Here is a 15,313-nt window from a genome sequence, read left to right on the forward strand (position 1 = left end):
AGGAATTAAGAATTAATCATGAAAAAATAAATGAAGCAAGGAGATGCAGGAGACGCCGCAGGAATATACGGCAAGGATTCTTGGATACCAGCGGGGGAAAAAGCCGCTGGCGATCCTCGCGAGTACACCCCGTAAGATCAACCGCCTCATCAAGAGTGTTCCGCGAACGAAGCTGATGACGCGTCCGGAGCCGAAGAAGTGGTCGATCGCTGAGATCCTCGCCCACCTTGCGGACACGGAACTCGTCGGCGGTTTTCGGATGCGGCTTACGATAGGAATGAACGGGACGCCGATCCAAGGATTTGACCAGGATGTGTGGGCAGAAAAGTTCAATTACGGAAAACGGGATCCGCAAAAGTCCTTCGCGGTCTTTCAGGTGCTGCGGGAACATAACCTGGCGCTGCTGAAATCGATCCCTGGACCTTTGTGGGATAATTACGGCGTCCATTCTGAGCGGGGTAAAGAGACCGTAACACGCATCACCGAAATGATGGCCGGACACGATCTCAACCATATGGCGCAGATCGAAAAGATCGTGAACCAAGAAAGCAGACGCTCTAAAAAGTAAGATCAGAATTCATGGAATTGCAGCGAAGAGATTTTCTAAAGATCGTGGGAGCGACAACCGTTGCGACGGCGCTCCCCGGGTGCGGCATTAAACGTCCGAAGTCGTTGATACCGTATGTCATTCCGGAAGAGAATATCACTCCCGGAAAGGCGGTGTGGTATGCCAGCGTTTGCCAGGAATGTCCGGCCGGGTGCGGCGTATCAGTACGTGTTCGCGAAGGCCGGGCCGTAAAGGTTGAAGGAAACCCTCTCCATCCGATCAACAAGGGAGCTTTGTGCGCGCGCGGTCAGGCGTCGCTGCATGGTTTGTACAATCCCGATCGACTTCAACAGCCGCTGCGGAAAAAATCGGACGGAGCATGGGAAACGATCAGCTGGGATGAAGCGGAAAAATATTTTATCGACCAGCTGGGGAAGATTCAAAAGAACGGCCGCGGGGCAGATGTCGTGTTCATGACGGGGCATATGAGCGGTGCTGCCGACGGACTGGTCGACAAATGGCTCGGCGCAGTTGGGTCAAAGAAGCGGTTTCGCTACGAAGCTTTCGCCCATGAATCGATCAAGAAAGCCAACGAGCTGATGTTCGGCATCAGCCAGGTGCCTGCATATGATTTTGCGGATGCGGACACGGTGTTTGCGTTCGGAGCCGATTTTCTTGAGACCTGGATTTCACCCGTTGAATTCACGAAAGGATTCACACAGCATCGCGGTTTTAAGAACGGCAAACGGGGGACCTTGTATTTTGCCGGTCCCCGCCTTTCGATGACGGCCACAAATGCGGACGAGTGGTTTTCGGTCTATCCTGGGACCGAAGGAATTCTTGCTCTCGGGTTGGTCAAAGTTATCCTTGACAGTAAGGCAGCAAGCGGTCTGTCTCCCGCGGAATCGTCGCGCATTGCAGGGATGGTGAGCGCGTATCCCGTCAACGAGGTCGAAAAGGCGACGGGAATCCCCTCCGAAAAGATCATGAAAGCAGGACTCGCGTTTGCGAGGGCAAAATCAAGCATTGCGGTTGCAGGCGGGGCGACTGTTGAAGGGGGAGACGGAGCGGCAATCGTTGCTGCCGTTAATTTGCTCAATTACGTCTGCGGCAACATCGGGAAGACAGTGACCTTCAACGACTCAAGCATTTCAGGATTGAATTCCTACCATGAGGTTGCAAACCTTGTCGACGAGATCAATCTGGAAAAAGTGCCGGCGTTCATCGTCGCCGACGCGAATCCGGTGTTCAGCACTCCGCAGGGACTCGATTTTGGCGAAGCGTTAAAGAGAGTTCCTTTCACCGTCAGCCTCTCCAGTTTCATGACAGAAACATCGGCGCTCGCTCATCTCATCCTCCCGACGCATACTCCGCTCGAGAGCTGGGGGGATGTTGAAACTTCTCCCGGGATGTACGGGTTGATGCAGCCGGCGATGCGTCCGGTCTTCAAGACTAAAATGTTCGGAGATATTCTTCTCGAGACAGGAAGAAAGATCAGCAAATCCTCGGAATTTATTCCTTCAACGATGTACGATTACATTCGTGAACGATGGAAAGGAATTCAACACAAAGCAGGGGACAAATCCGATTTCGAAAATTTTTGGATCGAAAGCCTCGCTCGCGGGGGTTATTGGGAACCGGCAAAACATCAGGGAAAGAAGACTGCGCTGGCGGCAAATTTCAGCGCAGCGGTCTTTTCACGGATGAAAAAAGTCGATAGCGAACAGGGAAAGAACTTTGCACTGACCGTGTATCCGTCGCTCAGCTACTTTGACGGCCGCGGCGCAAACCGCCCCTGGCTGCAGGAGCTTCCCGACCCGATGATGATGAATGTCTGGGATTCGTGGGTGGAGATTCATCCGCAGGATGCAGCCGCTTCAGGAATAGCGACCGGCGATGCTGTTCAGGTCTCATCTCCATACGCACAGTTCGACCTTCCAGCCCATGTAACCACGGCCGTAAAACCGGGGAGCGTTGCAATTCCAATCGGACAGGGACATACGCAGTATGGAAGATATGCAAGCGATGTTGGCAAAAACCCCATCGATCTGCTTGATCCAAAGCCGTCGGAACGGACAGGGGGGCTTGAATGGGCGGGAATGAAAGTCGAGTTGTTAAAGAAAGCCGACCAGCTCGTTTTGGCTACGGTTTCGGGAAGCGACGTTCAACATGAACGCGGAATCGTGCAGAGTGTTCCTCTGGCGGATTTGGTTGATCCTCATGCGAAGAAGGCGGAAAGCGGAGAAAAAGAAGCGCCTTCGATGTATGCCGACCATGAACATCCGAACCATCGCTGGGGGATGACGATCGATATTGACAAGTGCACGGGCTGCAGCGCCTGCGTCACGGCGTGTTATGCGGAAAATAATATTCCTGTCGTTGGCAAGGAAGAAGTGGCCAATGGGCGCGAGATGGCCTGGATCCGCATCGAGCGATACTTTGACGAACACAGCTCTGCGCCGCATGCCGATTTTGCGCCGATGCTCTGCCAGCAATGCGACAACGCGCCGTGCGAGACGGTCTGCCCGGTGTATGCGGCCTATCATACAGAGGAAGGATTGAACGGCCAGGTCTACAACCGCTGCATCGGCACAAGATATTGCGCGAACAATTGTCCGTATAAGGTCCGCCGCTTCAACTGGTTCGAGGCAAAATGGATCGAGCCGCTAAATTGGCAATTGAATCCGGATGTTACCGTCCGCTCAAAGGGCGTTATGGAAAAATGTACCTTCTGCGTCCAGCGCATCGTTGACGGAAAAAATACGGCGCGGAATGAACGGCGGCCGGTGCGGGACGGCGAGATCATCCCTGCTTGCGCACAGACGTGTCCCGCGGAAGCCATTACGTTCGGCGATTTGAAAGATCCGAAGAGCAGGGTCTCGACGCTGATCGCAGAAGAGGACCGGCGCGATTATAGAGTGCTTGAAGAATTGAACACGCGTCCGGCTGTGACATACTTGAAAGCGATCAAGGCGTAATACCTTATGAATGAAGAGTACAAATTGAATTACACGGAGACGGACGTCGACCTGATGCAGTCTTTGGAACGGCCGGGCAAAGGGTATTGGATTTTATTGCTCGTTCTTTTCATGCTGATCTGCGCCGGCGGATATGCGTGGGGAGTTCAGATCGCGAACGGCATCGGCGAGGCCGGAAAAAATAATCCGGTTGGATGGGCGATGTATATTGCCACCTTTGTCTTTTGGGTCGGTATCGCCCACTCTGGAACGCTGATCTCAGCGATTTTATTTCTGTTCCGTGTGAAGTGGCGTGCGGCGGTCTACCGCAGCGCGGAAGCCGTCACGATCTTCGGTCTGGCCACGGCTGGGCTTTTTCCGTTCATTCATCTCGGCAGGGTATGGGTCGCCCACTGGATTCTGCCGATCCCGAACTTTGGCGGCCTGTGGCCGAACTTCCGTTCGCCTCTCGCCTGGGACGTACTTGCGATAACGACCTATCTGACCGCGAGCACGCTCTTCTTTACGCTGGGGATGATGCCCGATGTTGCGATCGTCCGCGATAAGACGAGCGGCTGGAGAAAGAAAGTGTACGGCATGATCGCGATGGGCTGGCAGGGGAGCGACAATCAATGGCGGCACTACACTGCCGCGTACGTCTTCCTCGCCGCGCTTTCGACGCCCCTGGTTATTTCCGTCCACAGCATCGTGTCGTGGGATTTTGCCATGAGCGTTATTCCCGGATGGCACAGCACGATCTTTGCGCCGTACTTCGTGGCAGGAGCGATCCACTCCGGGTTGGCGATGGTCGTGCTTCTTCTCATCCCGATGAGAAAAGCGTTCAAGATCGAAAAATATATCACCACACATCACCTCGAAAGCCTGGCCAAGTTCATGATCTTTACGGCGCTTGTCGTCGGCTTTGCATACTCGATCGAACTGTTCATCGCATGGTACAGCGCCAACCCATTTGAGCAGGCCATCTTCATTTATCGCATGACCGGCGATTATGCGTGGGCGTTCTGGCTTCTGATCACAACGAACGTCGCCGTACCGATGCTTCTCTGGTCGAAGAAGATCAGGACGAGCATACCGTGGCTTGTAGGAATTTGCATCTCAGTTGAGATCGGGATGTGGCTCGAACGGTTCATCATCATCGTGACCTCTCTTGCGCACGATTATCTTCCGTACGCCTGGGGGATCTACAAGCCGACCCTCGTCGACAGCTTCATCGTGATCGGCAGCTTCGCCTGGTTCTTCTTCCTCTTCATGGTCTTTTCAAAAACGCTTCCCGTCGTATCGATGTGGGAGGTAAAAGAACAGATCGAACCGCCGATGAAGGAACAAGCATAATGCCGATGCCGACACGAACATACCGCTTCGGAATCTTTGCTCACTTTGACACGTGTCTTGCGGTCATCAAGCGCCTTCCGGCTGAGGGGTTCAAGGAGATCGAAGTCTACTCTCCGACGCCCCATCATGAGATCGCTCACGCTCTTAAGCGGAAGCCGAGTCCTGTGCGCGTCTTCACGCTAGTCGGCGGGTTGACCGGACTTGCAGCAGGCTGGGCGATGACGATCGGCTCGACAATGATCTATTCGATCATCGTCGGCGGAAAGCCGATCATTTCAATTCCGCCGTTCGGCGTTGTTGCTTATATCACCACGATTCTTTTCGGTACGATCGCGACCTTTATCGGATTTTTGGTCAATGCCCGCATGCCGCAGGTCAAAATTGTCGAAGGGTACGATGAGCGGCTTTCTTCCGACCATTACGGCGTTCTCGCCTATTGCCTGCCAGAAGATGTAATGAAGCTTGAACAATTGTTGAAACAGCTCGGTGCTGAAACGGTGACGAGATCCCAGGGATTATAGATGATCAAGGCTTATCCTCCATATGTTCTTTCCCTTCTCTGCCTCGCGGCTCTTTTGATCGCTGGATGTGAAAGCGAGCAGCCCGGGGAACAGACCGAATACCGCACCGACATGTATTATCAGCCGTCGTTTAAGCCGCAGAAGGATCCGATTCCGCATGTTGCCGGGACTGTTCCGATGTCGGGGTACGAGCCGGCGATCAAAGACTCTCTTCAGGCCACCCATCTGAAGAATCCATTTGTCTTTACGCGGACCTCAGAGGATACTGGAAAATTTTTGTTCAACACCTATTGCTCGGTCTGTCATGGTGTGGCGGCGAAAGGGGATGGGCTGGTGGCTCCGAAATTCCAAACGCCTCCGGATCTTACCGCGCCGCTCTACAAGAAAGCGCCGGACGGTTATATCTATTTTGTCATCCGCAAAGGGCATAACATCATGCCCTCGTATTACGAGCATACAACCCAGCGCGAGCGATGGCTTATCATTGCGCACTTACGGAGACTTCAGGAGCAATGAACGATTCACCGACAGCATTTCCTTCTCAAGAACTTCCCCGGCGCACGCGAACTATTCTCTGGGCGCTCGTTGTTATCGGCGCCGTCGCGTTCGCAGCTGCGCTTGTGATGGGATCAGAACATCGAGCATGGCAGATCTATTACATCAATTTTGTGTTGTGGACGGCCATCGCCCAAGGGGGCGTGGTCTTCTCCGCCGCGTACAGAATGACCAACGGGACATGGGGCGAACCGTTCCGCCGCACAGGCGAAGCGATGGTCAGCTTTCTGCCGGTCAGCGTTGTTCTTTTTATCGGCGTTTTCTTCGGGAGGTCTGAGATCTATCCGTGGCTCCACGAAGCGACGGGGAAAGAAAACTGGCTCAACACTCCGTTTTTCTTTGCGCGTGATGCCGTCGTCTTTCTCTTTATGATGTGGCTGAGCTTCAAATATGTCCGGACATCCCTTCGGCCGGAGCTGGGGCGCTATCGGATTCATCTTCCCGAAAATTTCCAACGCTTCGCTGGTCGATGGACCAGGAATTGGGAGGGGGACGCGCATGAAGCGGCCAAAAGCAAATCAGCGATCACCAAGCTTGTGCCCGCAGTACTCATTTCTTTTGCGATGCTCTATTCATTGCTGGGGTTCGACCTCCTGATGTCGCTTGCACCTCACTGGTACAGCACGCTCTACGGTTGGCTCTTTTTCCTGCATGGGTTTTACGGCGCACTTGCTGTCATAACGATCCTTTCTATTGCTGCACGAAAAGCATTCAAGCTTGAGAGCGATTTCAAAACGAGTCAATTCCACGACCTCGGCAGGCTTGTGATGGGGTTCTGTATGCTCTCCGGCGGATTTTATTGGTCGCAGTATTTAGTGATCTGGTACGGAAACCTTTCGGAGGAGATCCCTTATCTGCTCGCCCGTTTCCGCGATCCGATGTGGACGCCTCTCACCTGGTATTATATCGTCTTTGCTTTCTTTTTCCCCCTCGCCATTTTCCTCAGTAAGCGTGCAAAAGAGAGACCGGCGGTTCTTCTGACCGTGGCCTCGATCATTCTTTCATCGTTGTTCATAGAACGATTTCTTGCAGTTGCCCCGTTCATATGGCATGGACAGGATTTTCCGTTCGGCGTGATGGAACTCTTCGTTTCTCTGGCGTTCGCAGCCGGGTTTGCCCTGGCATGGTTCAAATTTATTTCGATGGTCCCTCTCGCCGGGAAAAAAGCGTGACGTGCAAAAGTTGAGCGTGCGTCAGCACAAAGTTGTCGTTTCTTTTTTCCCCTCCATATTTTTCCGTTCGCGGCCTTAACGCATGCCTGTGTCAGATTCCATAGCGAGTACCGTTCTCTGCGATCAATGCGGATTGCCGTACAGCAGGTCCCAAAAGGGGAAGGGGGGAGTAACGCAACGGCAAGGTGAAACGGAATTTCATTTTTGCTGCTACGGCTGCTCGTTTACCCATTCGGTGACCGGAGAAAAAGGGGAAGGGGGGACGGCTTCGCTGTTTTTGCTCCGGCTCGGCTTTTCTGCTTTCCTGTCCATGAATATCATGATCCTCAGCTGGGCCATGTATTCCGGCAAGGGAACCTGGCTCGGCATCGAAGGGGATATCCTGCCGGCAATGAACAAACTGTTGTTCGTCCTTTCCACGCCGATCATGTTCCTCGTCGGTTATCCCTATTTCAAGAACGCCGTCGGCGAGGTTCGGAGATTCCGGCTTTCTATGGACAGCCTTATCGCCCTTGGATCCCTTGCCGCGTACGGGTTTTCGACGTTCCAGGTCTTCACCGGCGGCAGCGCGCTGTATTTCGATACTGGCACTATGGTGATCGTGCTTGTGACGGCCGGAAGGTATCTTGAAGCAACCGCCAAAATCCGCACGTCTTCGGCGCTTCACTCGCTCTTTGACCTTCGTCCCAATGTTGCACGTGTCATTCGCGGCGGCCGCGAACTTGAGGTAGAAACTTCGAAGATCGCCGTTGGAGAAAAGATCAAGATCCTTCCCGGCGAGCATGTCCCCCTCGACGGCGCTGTTGTCGAGGGATTGACCTCGGTGAACGAATCGTTCCTCACGGGGGAACCGCTGCCGGTGTCGAAAGAACCGGGAGCAAAAGTCTTTGCCGCAACTGTGAACGGCGACGGAGCGATTGTGGTCAACGTAACATCGGCAGAAAACAATACTCTTCATGCGCAATTCGTGCGGCTCATGGAAGAAGCACAAAGGACGCGGTCGCCGATCCAGCAATTGGTCGACAGGATATCGTACATATTCATTCCCGCTGTCATCACAATCGCCGCAGCGACGTTTACAGGTTGGATGTTCGCAGGAACATTCGCGAACGCTTTGCTCCATTCGCTCACCGTCCTTGTCGTCTCATGCCCGTGCGCATTGGGAATTGGAACGCCGCTCGCAGCAACGATCGCCATTGCCCGTGCAGCGGAAGAAGGCATTCTCATCCGATCGACGGCAATTCTGGAGAAGCTTCCTTTGGTCAGCGCGGTCATTTTTGACAAGACCGGGACTTTGACGGAAGGGAATCTGCAAGTGGTGAAGATCGTACCGGGAGGATGTCCCATTGAGGTGTTTCTCTCGACGGTCGCATCCCTCGAACGTAATTCGGAACATCTTATGGGAAAGGCCGTGGCCCAATATGCTTCGGATAAGGAGATTCCTCTTGCTGTATGCCGCAATGTTAGGACGCTTCCCGGGTTAGGAATTAAGGGGGAAGTGAAGATGGATGGAAGTTGGAGGGAAGTTGCCGTTGGCAGAAAAGATCTGATGGCGCAGGTTGGCGCTGATTTGAGAACTGATACAAATATTAATGAAGAGGCCGTTGATAATAGAAGTCTATTATTTGCGGCTTGGGACGGAAAGGTTCAGGGGCTCATCCAAGTATCCGACACTCTCCGAAAAGATGCAATTCCAACCGCGGGCAGTTTGAGAAACGATAGAATAGAGGTTGGAATTTTGTCCGGTGATTCAAAAGCCGTGGTAGAGAGAATTGGGAAGGAAGTTCAGGTGGATTTTGCGTTTGGAGAATTGATGCCGGGCGAAAAGGTGCAGAAGATAAACGACATCCGAGCTTCGGGCAGGAAGGTCGTTATGGTTGGGGATGGAATCAACGACGCCCCGGCATTAGCAGCGGCGGACGTCGGCATTGCACTCGGTTCAGCGACAGATTTGACAAAGGAGAATGCCGATATCACGATTATCGGTACCCAGCTGGCAAAGATTCCGTGGCTGATGGTTCTCGGAAAAAGGACCCACAGAATTATTCAATGGAACCTTTTTTGGGCATTTATTTATAATATTGTTGGCATCGCACTGGCGGCTTTTGGATTGCTCGATCCAATTCTGGCGGCATTTGCGATGATTATCAGCAGCGTGTTCATTATCTTCAACTCCAGGCGGCTGAACAAGATATAATGGAAAGATTCTGAAGACGATCATCGGGCTTGATTTCCAACCCTTTTATCTTTACAATTCCTCCGAGCGATACGCATTTTCACCTGTGGGCAGGGCGGACGAATTAATTGCCGATCGGTGGGAATTATGGGCATTTCCCGGAAGTCGCTACAGAGATATTTAGGTCAGATTTTCACACCTCAAAGCTTCTCTCGTCACAGTCCAACTTTCACTGTTGGCTTACTATCCCCCTTTCACTACCCACGGCAAAAAAAGGGATTCCGTAGTTTCTCGCACTGTTCAACACGAAGATTAGTGCTTCATCATTAACATTCGAAGCAGTTCGTCCCCCTTCTTTCGATCGTACAGAAAGGGAAGGTTTCTTCATTTGCTATGACCGACCTAGGAGCGCATGGGCTTCACTATCTCACCCAAGGAGGATCATATGAGAAACACATTACTATTGCTTTTGTTGATGGCACTCGTTATGACAGTTGTCAATCTTTCAGAGGCCCAGTGGAGTTGGATTTGGCGCAACCCTTCACCCACCGGGGAGGACATCAGCGATATCTCTTCTTTTTCTTCTTCAGAATATTTGGCGATCACTGATGATCACATTATGAGAACAACGGATGCCGGTATGACGTGGTCGCCGGTGAATTCAGAATTTGGCGGGACCAGAGGCTTTTTTACGGACGCTAACCACGGATGGGTTTGCAGCAGCGTAAATGTCGGACTTACGACCGACCACGGGCGGTCGTGGAGTTGGAATAATTCAGGCTGGGTAACGGCTCCCGACAAGCTTGTTGACATTTGTTTTGTCGGAAATGATACGGGGTGGGCATGCGGGTCGGAGGGCATTCTATTGAAATCAACAGATGGCGGCATTACGTGGGGGATCGAAAGTAGTGGAACGGGAAACGACCTTCACAGCATTTGGTTCACGAGCGCCATGGTAGGCTATGTTGTAGGAGACGGGGGTACAATCCTCAAGACCGCAACCGCCGGAGCCGGATGGCAGACCAAAAATTCTTACACTACTCAATCTCTGAAATATATCTGTGCGGCCGGCTCGTCGTTATTTGTTTTTGGAGATGGGGGCACCGCATTAAAAAGTACGGACGGCGGAGCGACGTGGTCATCCTCGAACAGCGGACTCTCGGGCGACATCCGCTATGCTTCAGTCGTCGATGCAAATAATATATGGGTCGTAGGCTTGGGAAATACGGTCTATAAATCCACCGACGGCGGCGGAACATGGTCCAGCAAGAATCCCTGGATCGGAGGGAACATTGACAACGGTCAAACGATTACCGGGGATTTTTATTGTGCATGCTTTTCATCTTCCGTTTCCGGTATCGTGTGCGGCAAAGGGGGCGCTCTTTATGAAACAACTGACAATGGCAACAGCTGGACTTCTCTACGGCACGGGTTTACTACGGGTGATGCATCCGTTCTCTCCTTTTCGGATTCTCTCCGCGGATGCCTGTTGACTGATACTGCCTATTGCACCACTGATGGCGGAGCGACATGGCGGCAAACACCAAATGCCGGTGCAGTGAAACATGTGCAGATCTTTCATGACGGAACAGGGATTCGGCTCTCGGGAGCCAACGGTACCAATCATTTTGAAACAACCTCTAACTTTGGCGCGGCATGGACAGCCAATGGCGGGAGTGAGCCGTCGGGTACGAATTTCCCCAAATATGACTTTTTGGACGCGTTGACAGGATACGCATTTAACGGCACGAGCGGTGCGGGGACGTGGCGTACAACAAACGGCGGCGTGTCTTGGACTGACAAGACTCCAAGCAGTTACATGGACATTTTGGGCGGTTTCTCCATTCCGAATGCAGGTACTGTTTGGCTCACGGAATGGTCTGACGGGGTCAATGTGCTTGTGACCACTGACGGAGGAACGACATGGTCCAATCCCGCAGCAGCCTCTCTCGGTGGAAATAGGTCTGCGATTTTCGCCTTTGACGACAAAAGGGCCTGGATTGGCAGTTCCAGCGGCATGCTGTACGCAACGGCAGACGGGGGCAAGAATTTCGCCGCAGCGGACCCCAAGGTTAATGGAAGTAAAATAAACGAAATCAAATTTCTCTCCACGTTGATCGGTTTCGTCGTCGCAGACAATGGTTATATCTCCTCCACCATCGACGGCGGTTCGACATGGAATCCCGTCTCGCTCGGTTCGGCTGCATGGACAAGGATCGAAATAGCAACTCCAAATAGTATTTTTGTCGCCGGGGCCGGCGGTTTTCTCGTTCAGGGAGTAAGTGGATCGCTTGTCGCGGTGCGTGAGGCGCGGGCAAATACTTCAGGTGCATACTCCCTTGATCAGAATTATCCAAATCCGTTTAACCCGTCAACGACTATTTCTTTTGTTCTGCCTTCGCGATCGTTTGTTACGCTCAAGATTTACGACATTCTCGGTAGACAGGTTGGCCTGCTTGTGAATGAGGAGATGGAAGCAGGGAGCCACGAAAGGACGTGGAACGCGAAAGGCTGTTCAAGCGGCATATATTTATGCCGGCTAGAAGCGGGCAAATACTCAGAAACAAAAAAACTGATCCTGTTGAGATAGGGGGATTACTGACTTCCAGATATTGACGGTCTACCTCCCGGAAACGTTTCGCGGCATCGGATTGTTACATTACCGTGTACGTTCTTAAGAACTTACCAATATTAATGGTCAAGGCCTGCCCTCATTTTTCGAGGACAGGCAGCGAGCTGAGGAGGCAAAATGTCAATACGACCTGTAAAACAAATTATTCAAGCCGAACCAACCATCGAAGGGGCCGGAGTACGTTTGCGCCGCGCTTTCGGTTTCGGCAAAACCGCCGATTTTGACCCGTTCCTGCTGCTTGATGATTTCAGGAATGAACATCCTGAAGACTATCTCCCCGGATTTCCCTGGCACCCTCATCGGGGTATCGAAACGATCACGTATGTCCTTGCAGGGACGGTGAATCACGGCGACAGTCTCGGAAACCAGGGGACTCTTGGCGCTGGCGACGTTCAATGGATGACAGCCGGAAGCGGAATACTACACCAGGAAATGCCCAAAGGAGATGATCGCGGGAGGATGCACGGTTTCCAGTTGTGGGCCAATCTTCCGGCCGACCTTAAAATGACCAGGCCTCGCTACCAGGATGTGACGTCACCGGATATTCCTGTAGTGGTTGATGATGACGGCACAACGGTCCGTATAGTCTGCGGTGAGTTTTGGGGAAAGAAAGGCCCGGTTGACGGGATCGCCGCAAACCCGCGGTATCTGGATATCTGGGTTCCGCCGGGAAAAAGAAAGACGCTCCCCGTTGAAACGAACCGGAACGTGTTTGCGTACGTGTTCGATGGCACGGGATCATTCCGCGCCGCTTCCGACCCCCGTTCTATACAGACCGACATCGTCGGTTCGGACGGCAGATCGAATTTGACCGTGGCGGGAAACAGATCGCTTGTCCTCTTTGATAACGGCGACGAGGTGACGGTCCAGGCCGGAGAGAATGGGATCAGATTCCTGCTTGTCTCTGGAAGGCCTCTTGAAGAGCCGGTTGCATGGAGCGGGCCCATCGTCATGAATACCCAAGAGCAGCTCCGGCAAGCATACGCCGAGCTACATAACGGAACATTTATCAAAGAGCGATGATCGATCAGGTGCGACAGTTTCCTGGACCTGACACCAGAATGACCTTTTTCAACGGCGAGATCATCAAACACAAAGTTCTAAAATGAGGACAGGCACAAATCCAATCGAATCGGCCTCGGCCATTTTCAAACACTACAAAGAGCTCGCGGACAAGGGAATGGCGCAGATCAGCGATGAGGAATTCTTCCGGCTTCCGGAGCCGGAGTCGAACAGTATCGCGATTATCGTCAAACACGTCGGAGGTAACTTACTCAGCCGGTGGACCGATTTTCTGACGACCGACGGGGAAAAGGAATGGAGAAACAGAGATGGCGAATTCGAGATGGAAACAATGGATCGACGTCAGCTGATGCAGCTCTGGGAACGGGGCTGGCAGGCCCTCTTCTCATCGCTCGGTTCATTGACCGGTGACGATACCGGGAAAATTGTCACCATCCGGGGCGAACCGCATTCCGTCTTAGAGGCGACGAACCGTTCTCTGGCCCACATTAGCTATCATGTGGGACAGATCGTTCTTCTTGCAAAAATGTACAGATCGGCGCAGTGGCAGAACTTGACTGTTCCGAAGAAAAAGTCCAGGGAACTCAACGAAAAGATGATGGGCGCGAAAGCGCGCTGACAGGATATTTATCCGCTAAAATGAAGTTGCACTTCAACGGATTTATCAGTACCTTATCGATATAAATTTTTGAGATACCGGAGGATGCGATGAAAAAAGGAATTCACCCTGAATATAAGCGGGCAATCGTCACTTGTATCTGCGGGAATACGTTCGAGACCCGATCTACCATCGGCAATATCCACCTTGAAATTTGTTCGAATTGCCATCCGTATTACACCGGCAAGCAGAAATTAGTCGATTCGGCGGGACGTGTCGAACGGTACAACAGAAAGTACGCAAAGAAAGCTGCAGTGCCGGAACAGGCTGCATAAGCTTTGCAGGCGTCTATGTTGACACATCATCAAACGGAATGTATGAACGATACATTCCGTTTTTTGTCTCCGGGCGAATACCTGCCCGGGGAGGATCTTTCGACACAAAGCTGTAATTAATTCCGTAGCACCTTTTCTCACCAGACGGCTTGACGTACGCAGATGTCACCGCAGATTTGTCTTTTCGAAGATAATTATTTCTCCCGGTTTCTCCCCCTCGTTTACTTCCGCCCGGTCTATGATCTTAAATGCGGCGGGCTCTCCCTAAAGGAAAAAATCCAGCGGCGGTACCGTAGCCCGCGCATTGCTCTCCATTGCCGGTCATATCTTGCCGACTTCGTGCGTCATCGAAATCCGAGAACCGATGTCAACAAGTTTTCGGGAGGGGAATGTCTGTTCATTAACGGGCGAGTGATCGCCGATGAGAACTTTGTGAGGAATGTTGCTCTGAAAGGTCCTTCCGATATTGTCTACATGAACGGGAAGGACGTGGTTGCAGCCCGCGTTTCCGGGGAAGTGCTGACGCGTTGGAACAACAAGCTGCCGGAGGTCTTCTCTTCCGTTGATTTTGAGGGGATCGCAAAAAAAGAAGTTGATGCAGTAACCGTGAAGTACCCTTGGGATCTGATTCATCATAATGCAGCCCAGCTGCGGGCAGACTGGGCCCTGCTCTCGGTTCCGTCCAAAGGGAAAAAGATCAGTGGGAAAATTTCGGCGGGTGTTCACCTCATCAATAAAAAGAATATTATGATCGGCAGCGGCTCGCTCGTGAAGCCAGGCGTGGTGATCGATGCCGAAAATGGCCCGGTCTACATCGGCAACAATGTCACTGTGCTCCCGCAATCGACCATTATCGGCCCAGTGTATATCGGCGATGGTTCAATAATTAGGGTAGGGGCGAAAATTTATGAAGATACCGCCATCGGACCGATGTGTAAGATCGGCGGGGAAGTCGAAGCATCGATCATCCATGGGTATTCCAACAAGCAGCATGATGGATTTCTGGGACATTCGTACCTTGGCGAGTGGGTGAACCTTGGGGCAGGGACGACGAACAGTGATCTGAAGAATAACTATAGCTCTGTGAAAGTGGTGATAAACGGGGAGTCAGTGGACAGCGGTTCGCTGTTCGTTGGTGCAACGATCGGCGATCATACGAAGACTGCGATCAATACCGTGCTCAATACGGGAACGGTTGTCGGCGTATCGTGCAATGTATTCGGCGAGGGAGTCCCGCCAAAGTTTATTCCGTCGTTTTCCTGGGGAGGATCGGGCGAAGCGAGCGCCGTTTATGACGTGGCGCGGGCAGCGGAGGTCGCCAAACGTGTAATGTCGCGCCGGAAAGTCTCGTTCTCCGACGTCGATGCTGCTCTTTTTGAGAAAATATTTGAGCTGGCGAAGTCCGATCGCCGCCGCGTCGATGCGCGTCATTAAATTCTCATAC

At 52.4% G+C, this 15,313-nt stretch carries 12 protein-coding genes; all 12 read left to right on the plus strand.

Features of this window, described 5'->3' with window-relative positions; translation table 11 throughout:
- Positions 1 to 43 precede the first annotated feature (43 nt).
- The 12 genes from VMF88_15050 (at position 44) to VMF88_15105 (ending at position 15,303) form a co-directional block, all read left to right on the plus strand.
- The gene (locus VMF88_15050) at positions 44 to 568 is read left to right on the plus strand and encodes a DinB family protein (protein HTY12378.1); all 525 of its coding nucleotides are present in this window, start codon (positions 44 to 46) and stop codon (positions 566 to 568) included.
- A gap of 11 nt (positions 569 to 579) precedes the next feature.
- Entirely contained in the window at positions 580 to 3,525 is a 2,946-nt protein-coding gene (locus tag VMF88_15055; protein HTY12379.1) for a molybdopterin-dependent oxidoreductase, read from the plus strand.
- Positions 3,526 to 3,531: 6 nt separating this feature from the next.
- Positions 3,532 to 4,857 carry an NrfD/PsrC family molybdoenzyme membrane anchor subunit gene (nrfD, locus tag VMF88_15060; protein ID HTY12380.1) on the plus strand — a complete coding sequence of 442 codons (1,326 nt, stop codon included), beginning with the start codon at positions 3,532 to 3,534 and terminating at the stop codon, positions 4,855 to 4,857.
- 5 nt (positions 4,858 to 4,862) lie between these two features.
- Positions 4,863 to 5,378 (plus strand): DUF3341 domain-containing protein, encoded by a 516-nt coding sequence (locus tag VMF88_15065; GenBank protein ID HTY12381.1) that lies wholly within the window; start codon positions 4,863 to 4,865, stop codon positions 5,376 to 5,378.
- Positions 5,379 to 5,894: a cytochrome c gene (locus VMF88_15070; protein ID HTY12382.1), complete on the plus strand. Its 516-nt coding sequence runs from the start codon at positions 5,379 to 5,381 to the stop codon at positions 5,892 to 5,894.
- Positions 5,891 to 7,105, plus strand: coding sequence for a hypothetical protein (locus tag VMF88_15075; GenBank protein HTY12383.1), 1,215 nt, complete (start codon positions 5,891 to 5,893; stop codon positions 7,103 to 7,105). Before VMF88_15070 ends, VMF88_15075 begins: the two co-directional genes overlap by 4 nt.
- Positions 7,106 to 7,187: 82 nt before the next feature.
- Positions 7,188 to 9,302 (plus strand): cation-translocating P-type ATPase, encoded by a 2,115-nt coding sequence (locus VMF88_15080; protein HTY12384.1) that lies wholly within the window; start codon positions 7,188 to 7,190, stop codon positions 9,300 to 9,302.
- Positions 9,303 to 9,726: 424 nt separating this feature from the next.
- Positions 9,727 to 11,871, plus strand: a complete 2,145-nt coding sequence (locus VMF88_15085) for a YCF48-related protein (GenBank protein HTY12385.1) — start codon at positions 9,727 to 9,729, stop codon at positions 11,869 to 11,871.
- A 159-nt stretch (positions 11,872 to 12,030) separates the two neighbouring features.
- Complete coding sequence (locus VMF88_15090) at positions 12,031 to 12,936, plus strand: pirin family protein (GenBank protein HTY12386.1); 906 nt, start codon at positions 12,031 to 12,033, stop codon at positions 12,934 to 12,936.
- Between the two features lie 82 nt (positions 12,937 to 13,018).
- Positions 13,019 to 13,555: a DUF1572 family protein gene (locus VMF88_15095; protein ID HTY12387.1), complete on the plus strand. Its 537-nt coding sequence runs from the start codon at positions 13,019 to 13,021 to the stop codon at positions 13,553 to 13,555.
- Positions 13,556 to 13,644: 89 nt separating this feature from the next.
- Complete coding sequence (gene rpmE / locus VMF88_15100) at positions 13,645 to 13,869, plus strand: 50S ribosomal protein L31 (protein ID HTY12388.1); 225 nt, start codon at positions 13,645 to 13,647, stop codon at positions 13,867 to 13,869.
- Positions 13,870 to 14,031: 162 nt separating this feature from the next.
- Positions 14,032 to 15,303, plus strand: a complete 1,272-nt coding sequence (locus tag VMF88_15105; protein ID HTY12389.1) for a putative sugar nucleotidyl transferase — start codon at positions 14,032 to 14,034, stop codon at positions 15,301 to 15,303.
- Positions 15,304 to 15,313 lie beyond the last annotated feature (10 nt).

This window comes from Bacteroidota bacterium (genome assembly GCA_035506275.1).
In the GTDB taxonomy this organism is placed as follows: domain Bacteria; phylum Bacteroidota; class Ignavibacteria; order UBA10030; family UBA8401; genus JAGVPT01.

Bases quoted from the DNA above. Each gene is read 5' to 3' on its own strand.
- VMF88_15050 (HTY12378.1), top strand. From the start codon at position 44: ATGCAGGAGACGCCGCAGGAATATACGGCAAGGATTCTTGGATACCAG.
- VMF88_15055 (HTY12379.1), top strand. From the start codon at position 580: ATGGAATTGCAGCGAAGAGATTTTCTAAAGATCGTGGGAGCGACAACC.
- nrfD (HTY12380.1), top strand. From the start codon at position 3,532: ATGAATGAAGAGTACAAATTGAATTACACGGAGACGGACGTCGACCTG.
- VMF88_15065 (HTY12381.1), top strand. From the start codon at position 4,863: ATGCCGACACGAACATACCGCTTCGGAATCTTTGCTCACTTTGACACG.
- VMF88_15070 (HTY12382.1), top strand. From the start codon at position 5,379: ATGATCAAGGCTTATCCTCCATATGTTCTTTCCCTTCTCTGCCTCGCG.
- VMF88_15075 (HTY12383.1), top strand. From the start codon at position 5,891: ATGAACGATTCACCGACAGCATTTCCTTCTCAAGAACTTCCCCGGCGC.
- VMF88_15080 (HTY12384.1), top strand. From the start codon at position 7,188: ATGCCTGTGTCAGATTCCATAGCGAGTACCGTTCTCTGCGATCAATGC.
- VMF88_15085 (HTY12385.1), top strand. From the start codon at position 9,727: ATGAGAAACACATTACTATTGCTTTTGTTGATGGCACTCGTTATGACA.
- VMF88_15090 (HTY12386.1), top strand. From the start codon at position 12,031: ATGTCAATACGACCTGTAAAACAAATTATTCAAGCCGAACCAACCATC.
- VMF88_15095 (HTY12387.1), top strand. From the start codon at position 13,019: ATGAGGACAGGCACAAATCCAATCGAATCGGCCTCGGCCATTTTCAAA.
- rpmE (HTY12388.1), top strand. From the start codon at position 13,645: ATGAAAAAAGGAATTCACCCTGAATATAAGCGGGCAATCGTCACTTGT.
- VMF88_15105 (HTY12389.1), top strand. From the start codon at position 14,032: ATGTCACCGCAGATTTGTCTTTTCGAAGATAATTATTTCTCCCGGTTT.